Source organism: Pseudoalteromonas sp. MMG010, from assembly GCF_018100905.1.
Taxonomy (GTDB): domain Bacteria; phylum Pseudomonadota; class Gammaproteobacteria; order Enterobacterales; family Alteromonadaceae; genus Pseudoalteromonas.
In genome coordinates this window covers 42466-61540 of record NZ_JAGJEG010000014.1, presented here as the reverse complement: position 1 = coordinate 61540, position 19075 = coordinate 42466, and the positions used below count along the sequence as shown (strand labels likewise).

The following is a 19075-nucleotide window of genomic DNA, read 5'->3' as shown; positions in this document are numbered from 1 at the left end:
AGATTGATAGTAAGTATGAATAATTGCAAAAAACTAAAAAATAGGCAATTTATTTATTTTTAATAATATACACACAAAAAGTATGATTATTTAACCACTAAAAAAAGTATAATAATTACAATTAATTAAACATTACCTACGCCCCTTACATATTTTAAAGATAATAACGCTAAATACCCCTACAAATTAAAGGGATTTATAGCCTTAAGTGCTTTGGCGCTGTATAATTTGTATATTAGTCACAAATAAAGATCTACTATGAGTATCGAAAAAGCCTTAATTGAACGCAGTAATAACCAATGTGAATTATGTACAGCCACCGACAACTTATCGGTGTACGAAGTACCACCTGTAACCGAAACTCACTCTGATAAATGCATTTACATCTGCCAGCAGTGTAAAGATCAAATTGAAAAAACAACCGATTTAAATGCCACCCATTGGCATTGCTTAAACGATAGTATGTGGAGTCAAACACCTGCGGTACAAGTTGTTGCCTACAGAATGCTAACTCGTTTAGCGCCCGATAATGGCTGGGCACAAGATGCCCTAGATATGATTTATCTTGAAGAAGACACACTTGTTTGGGCTAAAAAAGCACTTGCAGAAGATGACGATGTTAAACATATCGACAGCAATGGTGTTGTGCTTAATGCTGGCGATACCGTCACTTTAATTAAAGATCTTGATGTTAAAGGCAGCAGCATTACAGCTAAACGAGGTACTGCAGTGCGTAATATTGGCTTAACCAGCAACCCTGAACATATTGAAGGGCGTGTTGATGGGCAACGCATTGTTATTTTAACCAAATTTGTAAAAAAATAATCTCCACACAGGAGAGGTTAAAATCATATTAGGTACACTAACCTGTATTTAACTAACTGATTTATAAAGACGCTTAGGCGTCTTTTTTATTTCAATTAAGGCCAGATTAATACCTACATCAATACACTAATAAGCCACAATGACAAATGATGATAACTTATGGCAAATCAGCACCGACTATTAAGTAATAAAAATACCCTTTATAGCTTATCGCTTGCAGCACTTAGCTTACTAACCCTTAGCGCGTGCGATCAACAAAATACCGCAACTTCAGCTCAATCAGCAACACAACATGCAACCAGCTTAATGACACAAGTAACGTATAATGAGCGCCAAATGCTTCGCCCGGGTTCACAATTAATTGTTACGCTTTCGGATGTGTCTAAAACCGATGTAAAAAGCGAAGTTATCGTGCAACAAATACTCGACATTACACAGGCACCACCATACACCGTAGAGCTAATTTATGATGAAAATAAAATAGATAGCAAACACCGTTATAACCTCAGTGCGCGTATAATTAATAAAGACAAAGTATTGTATAAAAGCACCACAGCCCATAATCCATTTAACGAAACTCAACTCAGTACCCCACATACTATTGAGCTTGAAAGAATGAACGACACCCAAAAACCCGATGTATCACTTTATAACACTTATTTTAAGGCAATCACGCTGCAAGGCGACTCGGTGACGGTGTTAAAAAAAGAGCCTTTTATTCAATTTGATAAAGACAATCGCGTTCATGGTTTTCTCGGGTGTAATAATTTTACTGGTCGCTATGATATTAATCAGCAAACGCTCACATTTAATCAATTAGCAAGCACCAAAAAAATGTGTAGCCAAAATATGCAGCAAGAACAAGCCATGCTTAATGCACTTAATAATACTCAGCATTGGCAAATTAATGGCGAAACGTTAATTATTAAAGATCACAATCAACAGGCACAGGCATCATTTAACGCGGTATATTTAAATTAGGAGGGTAAGGGTAAGCTTATACAAGCAGTGATCGGTTTATCTAAATAGCACCACGCTCATGTACCAGCTATTTTTTTAGTTATACACTCGCATTGTTATTACTCAAAGCCCTTGGCTAAATAACCAAGGGCACACAACTTTTACTCTGAACGTTGTTCACGTCCAAGTAATGCCATAGCGGCTTCTTTCATATCTTTATTTTCGTATAACACTCGGTAAATTTGCTCAGTAATTGGCATTTCAACACCTGCGCGTTGAGCCAGTAGATGTACTTCTTTGGTATTTCTAAAGCCCTCTACAACCTGACCAATTGATTCAATAGCGGCATCAACACCGTTGCCTTTACCTAATGCTAAACCAAATCGACGGTTACGCGACTGGTTGTCGGTACAGGTTAAAATTAAATCGCCTAAGCCAGCCATCCCCATAAAGGTTTCGGGCTTTGCACCTAATGCACACCCCAAACGAGTTAATTCGGCTAATCCACGAGTAATTAATGCGGTACGTGCGTTAGCGCCAAAGCCAACACCATCAGACATTCCAGCCCCAATCGCAATCACATTTTTAACCGCTCCCCCTAACTGAATCCCAATAAAGTCATCATTGTTGTACACTCTAAACGAGCGTCCACAATGAAGTAAATCAGCTAGTTGCTGTGAGAATAATTGTGAGGTTGACGATACCGAAATAGCAGTAGGTAATCCCATTGCCATTTCTTTTGCAAAAGTAGGACCCGATACCACAGCTAAAGGAATGTCATCGCCCAACTCTTGTTGTGCAACTTCTTGTAATAATCGTCCGGTATCTGGCTCTAAACCTTTAGTCGCCCAAGCCACTTGTGCACCGGGCAATAAAGCGGGTTTTATTTGTTGCAGAGTTTGGCCAAAAGCATGGCTTGGTACCACAACCAAAATAACCTGACTGGCCGCGACGGCTGTATGCAAATTACTTTCTAAAACAAGGGTATCTGGGAAAGGAACATCGGGTAAGTAACGTTGATTTTTCCGCTCAGCTGCAAGCGTGGCAACGTCGTCGCTATTTCTCCCCCAAAGTGTCACAGCATGACCATTTCGGGCTAAACAAATAGCAAGGGCGGTGCCATAAGACCCCGCCCCTAATACAGTAACAGCTGAAGTTGCTGTACTCATAAATTATGCGTCTGCTGTTGCCTGTTCTGCTTGCGCTGTACGTTGTTGCATGTACTGTGCAAACAAAGCATCAAAATTAACTGGTGCTAGATTAAGTTGTGGGAAAGTACCACGATTAACTAAGTTAGATACTGCTTCGCGAGCATATGGGAACAATACGTTAGGGCAAAAAGCACCTAGCATGTGCGCTAGTTGAACTTCTTCAACGTCGCCAACCGTAAAAATACCGGCTTGTTGTATTTCACATAAAAATGCAGTTTCTTCACCTAAAGAAGCTGTCACAGTTAATGCTAAAACAACTTCAAATAGGCCGTCATCAAGCTTATTCGAACGCGTATCTAAATCTAATTTAACTTCTGGTGTCCATTCTTTTTGAAAAATAGCAGGTGAGTTCGGTGTTTCAAAAGACACATCTTTAACGTAAATACGTTGAATAGCAAATTGAGCACCGTCTTGTTGTGCTGCTACGTTATTTTCTTCGTTCATTATTATTCCTAACTTAATCGTTTTTATAATTGCTTAGTAAAGTTTTAAGCGTTTAGCTTAGCATCAAGTTTACCTTGTGCTTCAATTGCCATTATGTCGTCACAACCGCCGATATGCTCATCGTTAATAAAAATTTGCGGTACTGTGCTAGCGCCATCAGCTTTGGTAATCATTTCGTCACGTAATTCAGGTTGTACACCAATATCATAATTAGTGTATTGCACCCCTTTGCTATTTAACAACGCTAATGCTCGTTGACAAAATGGACAATACGCCTTGGTGTATAAAACAACATTACTCATAATAAATCCTCTGTAGGCGCTAATAACTTAATTAGCGTCCTGTTGATGTTGGTAGGCTTGCGCCTTGCCACGCTCCCATACCACCAGATAAAATGTAAACCTGTTCAAATCCAGCTTTACTCATTGCAGTTGCAATGCCTGATGCGGTCATGCCTGTAGCACATACTAATATAATGGGTTTTGTCTTTGACTTTTCAAGGCCTGCAAAGTCAGATTGTTTCGCTTTTTCTGGACTTAAATGCTCGGCACCTGCGATACGGCCAGCGTCAAAATCTTTTTTGGCACGAATATCAACTACTTTCCCGTCTTCACGGTTAATAAGTAAGGTGAGTTCTTGTGGGTTAATTTGACGAATTGCCGAAAACTTACTTTTGATCCAGCCACTCACAATAAGAAACACAATACCAACCCAAGCTAAGCTTAAAATTGGATGATTCCCAATAAATTCAATATATTGTTCCATTCTACTTCCACTATGAAATTTAACCCTAAAGCGCGTTACTTTAGGTATTTTGATATTTTAGCCACGCAAGTATACCCAAACCAAGTAAAAATGCGAGTTTAGCCCTCTTTAAAAGCGCTAAATAACCCCCACATATTTATTTAAAGTGAAAAAATTTAATATCTTGTTTTCATTGCTGATCCAAGCACAGAAACACGGTATGCTTAAAAGGCGTGTAAATATAATTAAATTAACGCGTCCTATAATACAGGTGCCAATTTTCAGGAGTAACAAATGACAGAACATAAAAAGCCACTGGTTTTAATGATTTTAGATGGGTGGGGATACCGCGAAGACGAACAAAGTAATGCCATTGTTGCTGCTAACACACCGGTTTTAGATGAACTTTGGGCTAGCCGTCCACGTACATTAATTTCGGGTTCGGGTTTAGATGTTGGCCTTCCTGATGGACAAATGGGTAACTCCGAAGTAGGACACGTTAATTTAGGTGCCGGACGAATCGTGTACCAAGATTTTACTCGCATTACCAAAGCGATTGATGATGGCGAGTTTGACAGTAACCCTGTCCTGGTAGAAAACATAGATAAAGCCATTGCCAGCGATAAAGCAGTTCATATTATGGGGCTATTAAGCCCAGGTGGCGTTCATAGCCACGAAGACCACATTGTTGCAAGTATTAAACTAGCTGCAAAACGTGGAGCAAAAGAAGTTTACTTCCATGGTTTCTTAGATGGCCGCGACACACCACCTCGTAGCGCTTTGGCATCTATCGAACGCATTGAAGCCTTATTTAGCGAACTAAAATGCGGTCGTTTAGCATCATTAGTTGGCCGTTATTATGCAATGGATAGAGATAACCGTTGGGATCGTGTAGAAAAAGCATATAACGTAATGGTTTCAGCCAAAGGCGAGTATAACTACCACACTGGTGTTGAAGCATTAGCAGCGGCTTACGAACGTGACGAAAACGACGAATTTGTTGCCGCTAGCACCATCACTCCACAAGGCAAAGAAGCAGCACAAATAAACGATGGCGACACGGTAATATTTGCAAACTTTAGAGCCGACAGAGCACGCGAAATCACCCGTGCCTTTGTTGAAGAGGGATTCGACGGTTTTACAAAACAAAAAGCGCCTCAATTAAGCGGCTTTGTCATGATGACCGAATACGCTGCTACCATTGATGCGCCCGCAGCATTTGCGCCTTCACCATTGGTAAATGTATTAGGCGAATGGTTAGAAAAACACGACAAAACACAATTACGTATTTCTGAAACTGAAAAATACGCGCACGTTACTTTTTTCTTTAGCGGCGGACGCGAAGACGAATTTAAAGGCGAAAAACGTGAATTAATCCCCTCGCCACAGGTAGCAACATACGACTTACAGCCTGAAATGAACTCAGAAATGCTCACCGATAAACTAATCGAAGCAATTAAAAGCGGTGAATACGACGCGATTATTTGTAATTACCCTAATGGCGATATGGTCGGCCACTCTGGCGTGTTCGAAGCAGCAGTAAAAGCCTGTGAAGCCGTTGACCATTGTATTGGTCGCGTAGTAGAAGCCCTTAAAGAGTATGGCGGAGAAGCGCTGATTACTGCCGATCATGGTAATGCAGAACAAATGGCTAACCCTCAAACAGGCCAGGCGCATACTGCACATACGAGCGAACCGGTTCCGTTTATTTATGTCGGTCGTGATGCAACACCTAGTGAAGGCAAAGCTCTTAGCGACGTAGCGCCAACAATGCTGCATTTAATGGGCATGGAACAACCAAGCGAGATGACTGGTACGCCAATCATGACCTTGAAATAACTTATGTACCTACGTATTAACCGCCTAACCTCTTTCGGTTTAATACTGATTTCATTAGCGATTGCACCTGCAATCGCTAATGAAGATCGTACTAAAAAAGATTTATCTGAAATTCAAAACGCAATTGAAAAGAATAAAGCGCAATATAACGCGCAACAAAAAAGTATTAGCACCTTACAAAGCGAACTAAAAAGCCACGAACTCGATATTGCTAAAAATGCAAAAGCATTAAACATGGCAAAAAAGTCGGTAACCGATACCGAAAAACAACAACAGCAATTACAAGCAAAAGCTAAGCAACTAATTACGCAGCAGCAACAATTTAAATCAATATTGGCATCGCAGTTAAAAAGCGCCTATATGGCAGGCGATAACGACTACGCAAAAATGTTGCTTAATCAACAAAATACGGCGCAACTAGAGCGCACTTTAAGCTACTATAATTTTTTAAATAAAGCCCGCATAGAGCAATTAGAAGAGCTTAAAGCGTTACAGCAAAAAATAACTGAAAATCAAAATAAATTAGATAAAACCAAAGCCAAGCTAACCGCCCTATTTGAAGAACAAAAAAGACGCCAAAACGCACTGTTAACAGCGCAAAAGCAACGTAAAACAAATTTAAAACAGCTGCAAACTAAACTGAATAAAACGCAAAATTCAATTAACTATTTAAAAGAAAATGAGCAAACACTACTCACTACAATTGAAGAGCTTGAGCAACAAAGCGTAGAACAAATTGAACTGTTAGGTTTAACAAAAAGCAAGGGCAAACTAAATTGGCCCACAAAAGGACGCTTAAAACATAAGTTTGGCCAACGCAAACATGCAGGCATAGACTGGAAAGGCGTACTTATTAGCGCAGACACCGGGGCAAAAATTAACAGCGTACAAAATGGTCAAGTCGTCTTTGCCGATTGGTTAAAAGGTTTTGGCTGGGTGATTGTTATCGATCATGGTGAAGGCTACATGAGCCTTTATGGCCACACTCAAACGTTACTAAAAGATGTGGGCGATATGGTGCGCGAGGGCGAAACAGTCGCCTTGGTAGGACAAAGCGGCGGGCAATCTAGTTCTGGTCTATACTTTGAAATACGACACAAAGGACGTGCAGTTAATCCTGTATCATGGTGTAGACGAATCTAATTTATTTAATCGGCTGCACCTTTAGAGGTAAAGCCGATGACATACCCTAAAACCTTATTATTTCAGCATAATAAAATATTTTCTAGCATACGTATATTAGCTGCTTGCTGGTTGATTACTTTACTGAGCAACGCGGCATTAGCCAGCCCCATATCGCATTTAAAAACCACTCAGCGAAACGAAATCCTCTTTAATATTCATACCTACTACGTAGAAGATTTAGCCCTGCAAAATAGTCAATTAATCGATTTTAACCCCAGCCAATTTAAACGTTTATACGCTAAGTTAGATGCTTACTCAAAGTACTTAGACGAAGATGAACTCAATGCCATATTTAACAATACGAACGATCAATACACAGGCATTGGTATAGAAATTAATACCTTTGATAAAAAAGTCACGATTGTAAATGTGATTAATAACTCACCGGCACACTACGCAGGAGTGCTAACGGGCGATATTATTATTGGCGTTAATAATACTTCGGTTATTAATAAAGAAATGGCAGATGTGGCCGCTTTAATTAAGCACAATAAAACAGATGATATACAGCTGTCTTTACAACGCACAGATAATTTAGAGCCAATAAACCTGATACTTACTCGGCAAAAAATTAACCTCAATAGTGTTAGCCATCAACAGCTAGGTGAAGGCATGGGGTATTTAGCTATAAGCCGATTTTCTAATCGCACTACCGACGATGTTGCGGCGCATATCACTAAGTTAACCCAATACGCATCAGAGCCTCTAAAAGGCCTAATATTAGATTTACGCAACAACCCGGGCGGCACACTGCTAAGTGCGGTCAATGTAGCCGATTTATTTTTACAAAATGGAACCATAGTGAGCACTAAAGGTCGTTATGATGATGCCAATCAAACATTTTTAGCTCACCAAGGCGACATAATAAACGGTATACCCATTGTGGTATTAATTAATGAAAACTCAGCTTCTGCGGCCGAAATACTTGCCGCGGCATTAAAAGATAATAACCGTGCAACATTAGTTGGCAGCCAATCATTTGGCAAAGGCTCGGTACAATCGCTTATTCCTTTAGGTAATGGCAGTACAGCCATAAAACTCACTACCGCTAAGTACTTTACACCTCTTGGGCACTCTATCGACGGTGTAGGAATAACACCCGATGTGCCGATAAATCAATCAATGCTTTCCCAAACCGATAAAGTCGTTATAATAAAACAAAAGCGAGTAATAAATACGCAGCTAAAAAATGGCCAACCTTTTGATAAACCACTGGTTAAAGCCAAGCAGTTACTTAGCATGAAATAACGATATAAACACACAATAAGATAATAACAATTATAAATATGAAATTAATTTTGGGATTTTTTATCGCTGTTTGTTTTGCTTTTCCTATTAAAGCCAAGCAAATAGCGATAGTCATTGACGACATTGGATATCATCAACGAGATTTAGAGTTTCTGGATTTACCAGGACAGCTTAGTTTTTCTATTTTACCTCACACCCCTTACTCACAAACATTTGCATCGCTTGCCAGCGCCTCAAATAAAGAGCTATTACTGCATGTTCCTATGCAGGCATTAAATGGTAAAAAATTAGGACCCGGTGCGCTGACTCTCGATATGAATAAACAACAACTTCAGCACACGCTAAATCATGCTTTAGCGAGTTTGCCGCAAGTAAAAGGGGTAAATAACCATATGGGTTCGGCTTTAACACAAAAAAGTCAGGCCATGCAGTGGACCATGGAAGTATTAAAACAGCACCAATTATATTTTTTAGATAGCCGTACAACGGGGTTAAGCCAAGCACAACATGCGGCTAATTTATCTGGGGTAGAAAATGTAGGCAGACATATTTTTTTAGATAATATCCCTACGCCAAAACAATACCAATTTAGATTAAATGAATTAAAGCACCGAGCTTCGCAACACAATTTTGCCATTGCTATTGCCCATCCGTATCCCGAAACCATCGCTTTTTTACGCAAAGCCCTCCCCGACTTAATACGTGAAGGATACGAGTTGGTGCCGGTATCGCAATTGGTTGAGCATAAATATATTCGCTTGGCACAGGCAAAGTCGCATAACGCACGGTAATAACACTAAGCACAATGCGAACAGCCGGGATCTTTTTGTACCTTTATATGTTGCTGCTGCAAGGTTAAGGCATCAAACGCAACAAACATGCAACCTTGGCTATGGTGCAATAACATATTTAAGGTTAGCTGCGCCTGCATAGCCCCTATAACCCCTAACAATGGGCTTATTACGCCACTATTACTGCAGTTTTGCATAATACTATGCTGGCTTTTTGGAAAAACACACTGATAACAAGCGCTGCTTTTTTCTCTAAAATCGAATGCCATTAACTGCCCCTTTTTGCCTTGTGCAGCCGCGGCAATTAAAGGGGTTTTATTAGCTAAACAGACCTGGTTAACCACATAACGTGTGGCAAAGTTATCTGAGCAATCAAGTACAATATCGGCCCCAGCTAACAGAGTATGGGCGTTTTTAGCAGTCAGTGTTTCGTTATGGCTTATCAACTTAATTTGATTATTTAAGCTGCCTAAAACCTTTTGTGCCGCCGACACTTTTTGCTGCCCTAAGTGATTTACTTTATATAAAATTTGCCGCTGTAAATTTGATAACTCTACGCTATCACCATCAATTAAAGTAAGCGTGCCGACACCCGATGCCGCCAAGTACAATAATGCAGGGCTACCAAGTCCACCAGCCCCTACCACTGTAACTGCGGCATTTTTTAACTTTAACTGCCCTTCAAGCCCAACCTCTTTGACTAATAAATGTCGGCTATAGCGCAGCATTTCTTTGCCGTTAAGCGTGCTCATTCGTTTTCATTAATTGCGCTTTGTAATGCATTAATTGCTACTTTATAGTCATCTGCCTGCGTAATGGCACTCACTACAGCAACAGCGCCTACTTGAGTCTGTGCAACCTCGCGACTTCGTGCAATATCAATCCCACCGATGGCCACTTTGGTATACTCCGCCATAATAGGTACAAACTTTTTCAGTTTTTCAAGCCCTTGTATTTGCCCAGACATATCTTTTGTTGTGGTAGGATAAATGGCCCCAAACGCCATATAACTAGGGCGATAATTATGCGCACGCAACATTTCATAAAAACCATGGGTTGATATACCCAGCCGTAACCCTGCATTTTTTATTTCAGCTAAATCAGCGGTTGCTAAATCTTCTTGGCCTAAATGCACCCCATAAGCCCCATGTTTAATAGCCAGCTGCCAATAATCATTAATAAATACTTGAGCATCGTAACGTTTACCCAACGCAATAGCCTCTTCAATGAGTACTTCTACTTCACTGTAAGAATGGTTTTTCACTCTCAATTGCGCTGTTTTTACGCCTTGTTGCAAACACTTTTCTAACCATTGAGTGCTATCAACCACCGCATATAGCCCAAGGTTTTTACTAGCGCACTGAGCAAAGTCAGCGGCCATGTTAAAGTTTTCGGGCACATCAAAATCAAGTTCATCACCTAGCCAACTGCCCGGCTCAATAACCTGAGGAAAGTGTTTAATATCAACCGGAAATTGCGTGTGTGCAACAGGGCCTATTCCCTCGCCATAGCGTACAGAACATTTTAACCCTTGGTTAATATATGCTTTAGCCAAAATAAAGGCGTCTTTTAAAGGGTAATCTTTAACTAAACAGGCAGCGATAACTGAAGCCATACTGCACCCAGTGCCATGGCTATGCGGACTTTTTATTTTTGGATTGCCGAGCCAATATTCTTCGCCATCTTCGCTAAAATAATTAATACAATAATCAATACAATAGCCACTTGGGTAATCCCAATGCCCGCCTTTAATTACCACAGCCTTTACCCCATAGCTAAGTAATTTACTTGCTGCATCTTTTACTGCATTAGGGCCAATTAAATAAACACCTGTTAATAATTGTGCTTCATGGGTATTTGGGGTGATCACATCCACCAGCGGTAATAAACACTCTTTTATTGCACTAACCGTATTTTCTTCAGTTAACACATCACCGCTGGAGGCAATGGCCACCGGATCATAAACAATAATAGGAGGCGTTGGCCACGTTGCTTTATAATGGCTGATATGCTCGCTGATTAGTTGAATTTGCTGCACATTAGCTAACATACCCACTTTAATCACTTTGGCTTTCATATCGCTTGCAAGTGCTAATAATTGTGACTCAATCACCTGCGTTGATACTGCATTAATGGCATCAACACCTAAACTATTTTGTGCGGTTAACGCAGTAATAGCAGTACATCCGTGCACACCAAAGCTTTGCATTGCTTTAATATCAGCCTGAATACCTGCACCACCGCCAGAATCAGACCCCGCAATTGTCCATACTAAATCTGTCATCGTGCTCTCTTTTGTTATTGATGCCAAAACGGCATACCCATTGTTGGAGTTGAAGGCGCTGCTAAGTCTTTTTCAGGCATTGCTTTTGCTTTATATGCAAAGCGCCCTGCATCAACAGCGGCTTTAAAACCCCGACTCATAGTAACCGGACAGCCTGCCCCTGCAATGGCTGAATTTAATAAAACTGCATCATACCCTAATTCGAGGGCTTGGCAGGCATGTGATGGTAATCCAAGGCCAGCATCAACAATTAATGTCGCTTGCGTTAAGCGCTGTCGAATTGTTTTCAAATTATAACTATTTAACAAACCTTTTCCGGTACCAATAGGGGCTCCCCAAGGCATAAGCACTTCACAACCGGCATCATATAAACGCTGGCACAATACTAAATCGTCGGTGCAATAAGGCAATACTTTAAAACCATCCGCTATTAATTGCTTACTCGCTTGTAATAAGGCAAATGGGTCGGGCTGTAAATTATAATCATCGCCTATCAGTTCTAACTTAATCCAATCGGTGGCAAATACCTCTCGGCACATTTTAGCTAACGTAACGGCTTCTTTTACGCTATGACAACCGGCGGTATTGGGCAGTATTTTTAAACCCGTATTTTTAATTAACTGCCAAAAATCATCACCTGCGGCTGCACTTTGTTGGCGCCTAAGCGATACAGTCACAATATCAGCTCCCGAGGCAACAATGGCATCATTCATAATTTTTGGCGAGGGGTACAACGCCGAACCAATAAGTAAACGGCTATTAATTTGCTCACCATAAATAGAAAAACTATCGCCTGACATCGCTTTATCCCCCTTGAATTGGTGAGAGTAACTCCAAGCTATCGCCCGCTTGTAAGTGATAGTCATCATGCATACTTTGCGGCACAAACTCCCCATTAATAGCAAGTGCATATGGCGCTTGTGCTCCTACTTGCTTTAATGTGGCCATTAACGAATCGTCGTCAATGTGTAGGGGGTGACCATTTACGGTAATTTTCATATATTTCTCACTCTATACGCGCAACAGCATCAGCAACTAAACTGGGGGCTAACAAATAACCATGCCTGTACAAGCCATTAATACTAATTACATTCCCAGCTTGATTTATACATGGGCGATTATCACTAAAAGCCGGTCTTAGCCCTACTTGCATATTAATTAATCGTGCTTCAGCAAACCCTGTATGTACACTGTAAGCCGCCGACAATAACTCAAGTGTTGAGCGCACTGTCACAGGCTCACTATCGTGCGATTCAATTTCGGTGGCGCCAATAACAAATTCATTATTAGGTTTAGGGGCAATATAAAGTGGGTATCGTGGGTGCATTAACCGCACTGGCCGAGTTAAATTAACCTCTGGCGCATACACCCTTGCCACTTCTCCACGCACGCCTCTTAAAGGCTTATCACCTTTAGCACCAAGGCCTCTACAATCAATAATAAATTTAAATGGACGGTTATTTATTTCGCCATGTTTTATAGTTACTTTTTGCTTAAAAGCGAACTTAACTTGGCGCTTAAGCAAGGTTTTATAACTAGCCTGATAAAACGCTTGGTTATCTATTTGCCCTTCACAAGGTAAATACACACCTCGGTTAAAGCGCCCTGCAAGTTCGGGTTCTAAATTGGCAATGTCATGGAGCATTAAATGCTGATACGTGTGCCCCTTTAAAGGTTTTATTCGCTGAATAAAGCTATCTAAATCGGCACAATCTTGTGCGTGTGCAACCGCTAAGCTGCCCCTTTGCTGAAAAAACACATCTGCGTTTAATTCGCTAATAATGTGTGGCCAGCGTTTAATTGAATCTAACCCTAACAAGGCTAAGTCGGTATCACATAAAGCCGACTCAGCTAAGGGCGCTAACATTGCTGCCGCTACTTTTCCAGCACTGAGCAACCCTTGCTCATCGCCGGCTTCAAACACCGTTACGTTATGGTGTTTACTTAACTGCAAAGCAGCTAACCGTCCCACTAAACCAAAACCAACAATGGCAATGTTATGCGCCATAAAAACCTTCTTTTGTTAGTCGTTTAAAAGCGCTCGGTGTTAACTTTATTGTAGTGCTAAAACCGAGCATTTTAGTTACACCGCTGTGTGGTAAATCTCTGAGCCAGTTTTTTTAAACTCCTCAGATTTAGCTTGCATTTGCTGCTCTACATCAACCATTTTTATGGCAATAGCATCACCAGCATTATTAGGATCAATCCCTCTGGACTCTAGATCTTTGGCGTAATCACGTACTTCTTGGGTTATTTTCATCGAACAAAATTTAGGTCCACACATAGAACAAAAATGGGCTACTTTACCCGACTCTTGTGGCAAGGTTTCATCGTGGTATTCGCGTGCACGCTCAGGGTCTAAACCAATATTAAATTGGTCATGCCATCTAAACTCAAAACGCGCTTTTGATAATGCATTATCACGCTCTTGCGCCCCTGGGTGACCTTTTGCTAAATCGGCCGCATGGGCTGCAATTTTATAGGTAATTAATCCCTCTTTAACGTCTTCTTTATTAGGAAGTCCCAAATGCTCTTTTGGTGTTACATAGCAAAGCATGGCACAGCCATACCACGCAATTTGTGCAGCTCCAATGCCCGATGTAATATGGTCATACCCCGGCGCAATATCGGTAGTTAACGGCCCCAAAGTATAAAAAGGAGCTTCATCACAATGTGTTAATTGCTCATCCATATTAGCTTTAATCATATGCATTGGCACATGCCCTGGGCCTTCTATAAATACTTGTACATCATGTTTCCAAGCTATTTTTGTAAGCTCACCCAAGGTACGTAGCTCACTAAATTGCGCTTCATCATTCGCATCGGCTATCGACCCTGGGCGTAAACCGTCTCCTAACGAAAAACACACATCGTATTGCTTTAAAATTTCACAAATGTCTTCAAAGTGAGTATATAAAAAGTTCTCTTTATGATGCGCTAAACACCATTTAGCCATAATAGAGCCACCGCGCGACACAATACCGGTAACGCGTTTTGCCGTCATAGGAACATAACGCAACAATACACCTGCATGAATGGTAAAATAATCAACGCCTTGCTCTGCTTGTTCAATCAATGTATCGCGAAAAATTTCCCATGTTAAATCCTCTGCCACCCCGTTTACTTTCTCAAGCGCCTGATAAATAGGTACCGTCCCAATTGGTACTGGCGAGTTACGTACAACCCATTCGCGAGTTTCATGAATATAACGTCCGGTTGATAAGTCCATAACCGTATCGGCCCCCCAACGGGTCGACCACACCATTTTTTCTACTTCTTCTTCTATCGACGAACTTACCGATGAATTACCGATGTTGGCATTAACCTTCACTAAAAAGTTACGCCCAACAATCATGGGTTCGGTTTCGGGGTGGTTAATATTATTGGGTAAAATGGCACGACCACGGGCAATTTCATCGCGTACAAATTCGGGGGTAATAAATTCAGGAATGCTGGCACCAAACGATTCACCCTTATGCTGAGCGTCGAGTATTTCTTGTTTTAATTGTGCCCGCCCCATATTCTCGCGTATAGCCACATACTCCATCTCGGGAGTAACAATACCTTGGCGAGCATAGTGCATTTGCGTTACATTTTTTCCCGCTTTAGCGCGGCGTATTTTAGGTAGGTGTTCAAAACGAATATGATCAAGGCCTTCGTCAGCCATGCGTTGCTGCGAAAATTTTGACGATACCGATTCAAGCAATTCGGTATCGCCACGTTGTTGTATCCAGTGCTGGCGGTATTTAGGTAAACCTTTACGAACATCAAGTTCAAAATGTGGATCGGTATATGGGCCCGATGTGTCATAAACACGCAAAGGCGCATTACTTTCATACACCGGATTATCTTCGCTGCCACCAATAAACGTATCGCTTAGCGTAATTTCGCGCATACCAACACGTATATTATCGTGCGTCCCGCCTACGTAAACCTTTTGCGAATTAGGAAACGGCTGTCCCGTTAAGTTATAAATATAGTGTGATGCCGCTTCGCGTGTTTCACGACGTGACGATTTTTTTACTGTATTTGACATGACTTGCCTCAATGCTAAAGGGTTGTCTTGTCAGAAGAAAAAGAGAAAGGCATAACGCCAATATGGATCGTAAATTAGCGCCGAACTTTAGGTGCTAATTTTGCCAGCCGGCAGGAGGTAATAAACTTATGCGCATAAAAAAAGACGCACAAGCGTCCTGTTTAGGCAGCTTGTTCCCTACGCAGGTTTTAACCTGATCAGGTTCACGGATCCCGCTTTCGCGATCTCAGCCTACAACTAACTAAATAGTTTAGGCACTCCGACAAGTTTTAAATCTAATTATGTTTATAATTTAAAAAGTAGTGACTTTTAAAATCGATGTTGAGTGTACGTCAGAAAAATTTCACCCGCAAGGGGTATTTTATAATGGCAATTTTTCTTTAAATATTAACTCTTGCTCGCCTTGCATCACTAACTTTTGATTTTGCATCGACACGTCAGCACCATTTTTCAAGGTGTTTAGTAGTTGTTTTTCAATGGTATTGAGTTCGCTTGAACACTGCTTACGCGTTTTACCTAACTTATTTACAGTTAAACGGTTTTGCTCTAAAACGCCTTCACCAAAAAATTTGTTACACCCTGCAAACCCATTTATTTGTAGCGCTTCGATAAACCCCATTGATGCTTCAACGGTACTTGGCACCATAACACCGTTTACTTGTTCTAATTGCCATTGGCTATATTTTAACTGCTCAGAGTTAACACTGTCGGTGCTTGCACACCCCATACATAAACCGATGAACAACATCGGTATCACTACTAATTTCATTTAACTACTAACGTTTTGTCTAATTATTGTAATAATAACAATTTTTTAAAAAAAATTCCGTTAAAAAACACGGTTTTGTTTGTAAATCTTTTGTCTAACTTATAAACAATTTATTAAAACGCAATGATTAGAAGTAATTAGCCTAATTTTTTAAACAGCGTATCTATCTCTTGAGGTAAAAAAGGGCGCCCACTTTCGTTTACCGAGGTGCCAATCACTTTTGCCTTTAGCATTAGTTTTTCATCTTTTATGCGCATTAAACGCTGTATAAATGCAAACTTTAAAGTACTAATTCGCACCGGCTCAACGCTAATATAAAACTCATCGTCGGGTAATAACGATTGTTTATAATCAACTTCACTACGAATCACCACTAAGTTAATTTTTTCTTTCGCAAGCCTTACAAAATCAATGCCATTTGCAAGCAAAAATTCGTGTCTAGCATGCTCTAAATAATTAAAATATACACTATTATTTACAATTCCTTGTAGATCACACTCGTAATGACGCACTTTAAAATTAACTTTAAAAGTCATCTTGTTTACCTTTGTTTGCATATAAAATTTGTGCGTTTATAGCACAAAGGCAGATTTTATTGCTACCATATAAGTCCCTTAAATGAAGTAAAACTATAAAATGAACTTACGTCTTTCTTTAATAACTGCATCATTACTACCACTTTTAGCTACAAGTAATAGCGTATTCGCCGAAGATAGTAACATTGAAAAAATCGTTGTTACTGGTGATTTTCAAAATGAAAGCATACAAACGCTAAGTGCAAGTGCGAGCTTATTTAGCGAAGATGAAGTAAATCTTCGTGGTGCAACCTACTTAGATGAACTATTAGCGAGCGCCGCTAATGTTAATTTTACGGCTGGCGCGTCGCGCGGTCGCTTTATTCAAATTCGTGGTGTTGGTTTACGCTCTCAATTTGTTGACCCTATTAACCCTTCTGTAGGATTGGTTATTGATAACATTAATTACTCAGGCTTAGGTGGCAGCTCGTTATTGTTTGACGTAGATCAGATAGAAATTTATCGTGGTCCGCAAGGTACACGATTTGGTGCCGATGGCATGGCTGGTATGATTCAAATGCAGTCAGCTCAACCAAGTACCGATCCAAGTTTAAAATTACATTTAGGCGTGGGCACTTACAACTCACGCGAAGCAGGACTTGCTATAAGTACTGGGCTAACCGACGATACAAGCGCGCGTGTAAGCTACTTTCGCCGTAAGTCAGATGGTTATGTAGATAACCTTTATTTAAACGAGTCAACGCAATCACAAGACGAACAAGTTGCACGCTTTAAATTAAACAGCCAGCTAACTGAACACTTAAATACCGAATTAAACCTACACTACATCGACATAAACAATGGCTACGATGCTTTTACCCTCGATAACAGCCGTAACAGTGTTGCCGACGAACCAGGGCAAGATAACCAAAAAAGTATTGCTGTAGGCATTGCTAATACCTACACCGGCTTTGATAATCTAAATGTAAGTTTAAATTTATCGGCTATCGACAGTGAACTTTTATACAGTTACGACGAAGACTGGGTGTGTAACGACGAAGCAGAAGCACAATTATGTGCCGCAGGTTTACACCCTTGGGGTTACAGCTCTACTGATTTATATACCCGCGACAGAGACGACAAATCGGTAAATTTACAACTAAATGCAAAAGATAATAGTTGGGTTGCTGGTGTGTACTACCAAACTCGCGATGTTGATTTAGAGCGCCAATATACATGGTTAAGTAACCCATTTACATCAACATACGAAACCAGTAATTTAGCCGCTTATGGTCAAGTTGCAACATCAATTGGTACAAAAACCACACTAATTACAGGTTTACGTATAGAGCAATACCAAGGCGACTACCTTGATAACAATGGTTTTATTCAAAGCACTGACGACACTATGGTCGGTGGTAAAGTTGCCTTAGAATACCAAGTTATTGACCGCACTATGATCTACGCAAGCATTACCCGTGGCTACAAAGCCGGTGGTATTAATTCAGAAGCATTAGCAAAAGCTAAAGATGAAGGCTTAAGCCTAAGCGCTGATTTTTTTGCCGAACACACCAGCTTTGCACCTGAGTATTTATGGAGCGGCGAATTTGGCGTAAAAGGATCATCACTTGATGAAAAGCTAGCCCTACGTTTAGCGGCTTTTTACATGCACCGCGACGATATTCAATTAAAGTCATGGCAGGTAGAAGGTCAACAATTTACTGGCTATGTTGATAATGCAAGTTCAGGCAGTAACTATGGATTAGAAATTGAAGGTAGCTACTTACTTACCGACAATTTAACGATTACAGCCAGTGCCGGATATTTAAATACCGAAATAGACGACTTTGTCACACAATCGGGGTTAAACCAAGATGGCCGCGAGCAAGCGCAATCGCCTAAATATCAATACGCAGCGAATGCACGCTACTACTTTAGCGATGCGATATACGCCATGGTCGGTGTTGAAGGCAAAGACGATTACTATTTTTCAGATAGTCACAACTCGCAAGCACCCAGCACTAATTTAGTTAATTTAGGTTTTGGGTACGAAGCCGAAACATGGGCAGTACGCGCATGGGCACGTAATGTATTTGATGAAGAAGTACCTACGCGTGGTTTTGAATTTGGTAACGACCCACTTGATGGCTACGAAACTCACACCTACGTTCAACTTGGTGAGCCACGTGTCGCTGGGGTGACCTTTACGCTTAACTTATAAATA

The 19075-nt window shown here is 40.7% G+C and carries 19 protein-coding genes and 1 riboswitch; of the genes, 7 read left to right on the top strand and 12 right to left on the bottom strand.

Annotated features, from left to right (window positions below; genetic code table 11):
* Positions 1-258: 258 nt before the first annotated feature.
* A complete protein-coding gene (locus tag J8L70_RS13515; protein WP_211056126.1) occupies positions 259-825 on the top strand; it encodes an alkylphosphonate utilization protein in 567 nt (188 codons plus the stop codon).
* A gap of 159 nt (positions 826-984) precedes the next feature.
* Positions 985-1806: an META domain-containing protein gene (locus J8L70_RS13510; RefSeq protein ID WP_211056125.1), complete on the top strand. Its 822-nt coding sequence runs from the start codon at positions 985-987 to the stop codon at positions 1804-1806.
* 140 nt (positions 1807-1946) lie between these two features.
* On the opposite strand, the gene gpsA is transcribed toward J8L70_RS13510, so the two are convergent.
* The 4 genes from gpsA to J8L70_RS13490 are packed head-to-tail and all read right to left on the bottom strand — an operon-like array spanning position 1947 to position 4205.
* On the bottom strand, positions 1947-2954 hold the full coding sequence (gene gpsA, locus J8L70_RS13505; protein WP_211056124.1) for an NAD(P)H-dependent glycerol-3-phosphate dehydrogenase: 1008 nt from the start codon (positions 2952-2954) through the stop codon (positions 1947-1949).
* Between the two features lie 3 nt (positions 2955-2957).
* Positions 2958-3440 (bottom strand): protein-export chaperone SecB, encoded by a 483-nt coding sequence (secB, locus tag J8L70_RS13500; RefSeq protein WP_211056123.1) that lies wholly within the window; start codon positions 3438-3440, stop codon positions 2958-2960.
* A gap of 44 nt (positions 3441-3484) precedes the next feature.
* Complete coding sequence (grxC, locus tag J8L70_RS13495) at positions 3485-3742, bottom strand: glutaredoxin 3 (RefSeq protein WP_211056122.1); 258 nt, start codon at positions 3740-3742, stop codon at positions 3485-3487.
* A 31-nt stretch (positions 3743-3773) separates the two neighbouring features.
* Positions 3774-4205: a rhodanese-like domain-containing protein gene (locus J8L70_RS13490; protein ID WP_211056121.1), complete on the bottom strand. Its 432-nt coding sequence runs from the start codon at positions 4203-4205 to the stop codon at positions 3774-3776.
* 273 nt (positions 4206-4478) lie between these two features.
* Here J8L70_RS13490 and gpmM point away from each other — a divergent pair, with 273 nt between their 5' ends.
* The 4 genes from gpmM to J8L70_RS13470 are packed head-to-tail and all read left to right on the top strand — an operon-like array spanning position 4479 to position 9247.
* Positions 4479-6023 (top strand): 2,3-bisphosphoglycerate-independent phosphoglycerate mutase, encoded by a 1545-nt coding sequence (gpmM, locus tag J8L70_RS13485; protein ID WP_211056120.1) that lies wholly within the window; start codon positions 4479-4481, stop codon positions 6021-6023.
* Between the two features lie 3 nt (positions 6024-6026).
* Positions 6027-7166, top strand: a complete 1140-nt coding sequence (locus J8L70_RS13480; RefSeq protein ID WP_211056119.1) for a peptidoglycan DD-metalloendopeptidase family protein — start codon at positions 6027-6029, stop codon at positions 7164-7166.
* A gap of 36 nt (positions 7167-7202) precedes the next feature.
* The gene (locus tag J8L70_RS13475) at positions 7203-8456 is read left to right on the top strand and encodes a S41 family peptidase (RefSeq protein ID WP_211056118.1); all 1254 of its coding nucleotides are present in this window, start codon (positions 7203-7205) and stop codon (positions 8454-8456) included.
* Between the two features lie 38 nt (positions 8457-8494).
* The gene (locus J8L70_RS13470) at positions 8495-9247 is read left to right on the top strand and encodes a divergent polysaccharide deacetylase family protein (protein ID WP_211056117.1); all 753 of its coding nucleotides are present in this window, start codon (positions 8495-8497) and stop codon (positions 9245-9247) included.
* Positions 9248-9252: 5 nt separating this feature from the next.
* Here the strand turns inward: J8L70_RS13470 and J8L70_RS13465 are convergent, their stop codons facing one another.
* From J8L70_RS13465 to J8L70_RS13430, 8 genes are all read right to left on the bottom strand, one after another.
* Entirely contained in the window at positions 9253-9999 is a 747-nt protein-coding gene (locus tag J8L70_RS13465; protein WP_211056116.1) for a HesA/MoeB/ThiF family protein, read from the bottom strand.
* Positions 9996-11531, bottom strand: a complete 1536-nt coding sequence (gene thiE / locus J8L70_RS13460) for a thiamine phosphate synthase (RefSeq protein ID WP_211056115.1) — start codon at positions 11529-11531, stop codon at positions 9996-9998. The genes J8L70_RS13465 and thiE overlap by 4 nt, the downstream gene beginning before the upstream one ends.
* A gap of 14 nt (positions 11532-11545) precedes the next feature.
* On the bottom strand, positions 11546-12331 hold the full coding sequence (locus tag J8L70_RS13455) for a thiazole synthase (protein ID WP_211056114.1): 786 nt from the start codon (positions 12329-12331) through the stop codon (positions 11546-11548).
* Positions 12332-12335: 4 nt separating this feature from the next.
* Positions 12336-12530, bottom strand: a complete 195-nt coding sequence (thiS, locus tag J8L70_RS13450; protein ID WP_211056113.1) for a sulfur carrier protein ThiS — start codon at positions 12528-12530, stop codon at positions 12336-12338.
* 7 nt (positions 12531-12537) lie between these two features.
* The gene (locus J8L70_RS13445) at positions 12538-13539 is read right to left on the bottom strand and encodes an FAD-dependent oxidoreductase (RefSeq protein WP_211056112.1); all 1002 of its coding nucleotides are present in this window, start codon (positions 13537-13539) and stop codon (positions 12538-12540) included.
* 75 nt (positions 13540-13614) lie between these two features.
* Complete coding sequence (gene thiC / locus J8L70_RS13440) at positions 13615-15567, bottom strand: phosphomethylpyrimidine synthase ThiC (RefSeq protein ID WP_247664830.1); 1953 nt, start codon at positions 15565-15567, stop codon at positions 13615-13617.
* Positions 15568-15724: 157 nt separating this feature from the next.
* Positions 15725-15839: riboswitch (TPP riboswitch) on the bottom strand.
* 89 nt (positions 15840-15928) lie between these two features.
* On the bottom strand, positions 15929-16336 hold the full coding sequence (locus J8L70_RS13435; protein ID WP_247664829.1) for an META domain-containing protein: 408 nt from the start codon (positions 16334-16336) through the stop codon (positions 15929-15931).
* Positions 16337-16473: 137 nt separating this feature from the next.
* Positions 16474-16872, bottom strand: a complete 399-nt coding sequence (locus tag J8L70_RS13430; protein WP_211056111.1) for an acyl-CoA thioesterase — start codon at positions 16870-16872, stop codon at positions 16474-16476.
* 100 nt (positions 16873-16972) lie between these two features.
* Here J8L70_RS13430 and J8L70_RS13425 point away from each other — a divergent pair, with 100 nt between their 5' ends.
* Positions 16973-19072, top strand: coding sequence for a TonB-dependent receptor (locus J8L70_RS13425; protein WP_211056110.1), 2100 nt, complete (start codon positions 16973-16975; stop codon positions 19070-19072).
* Positions 19073-19075: the final 3 nt, after the last annotated feature.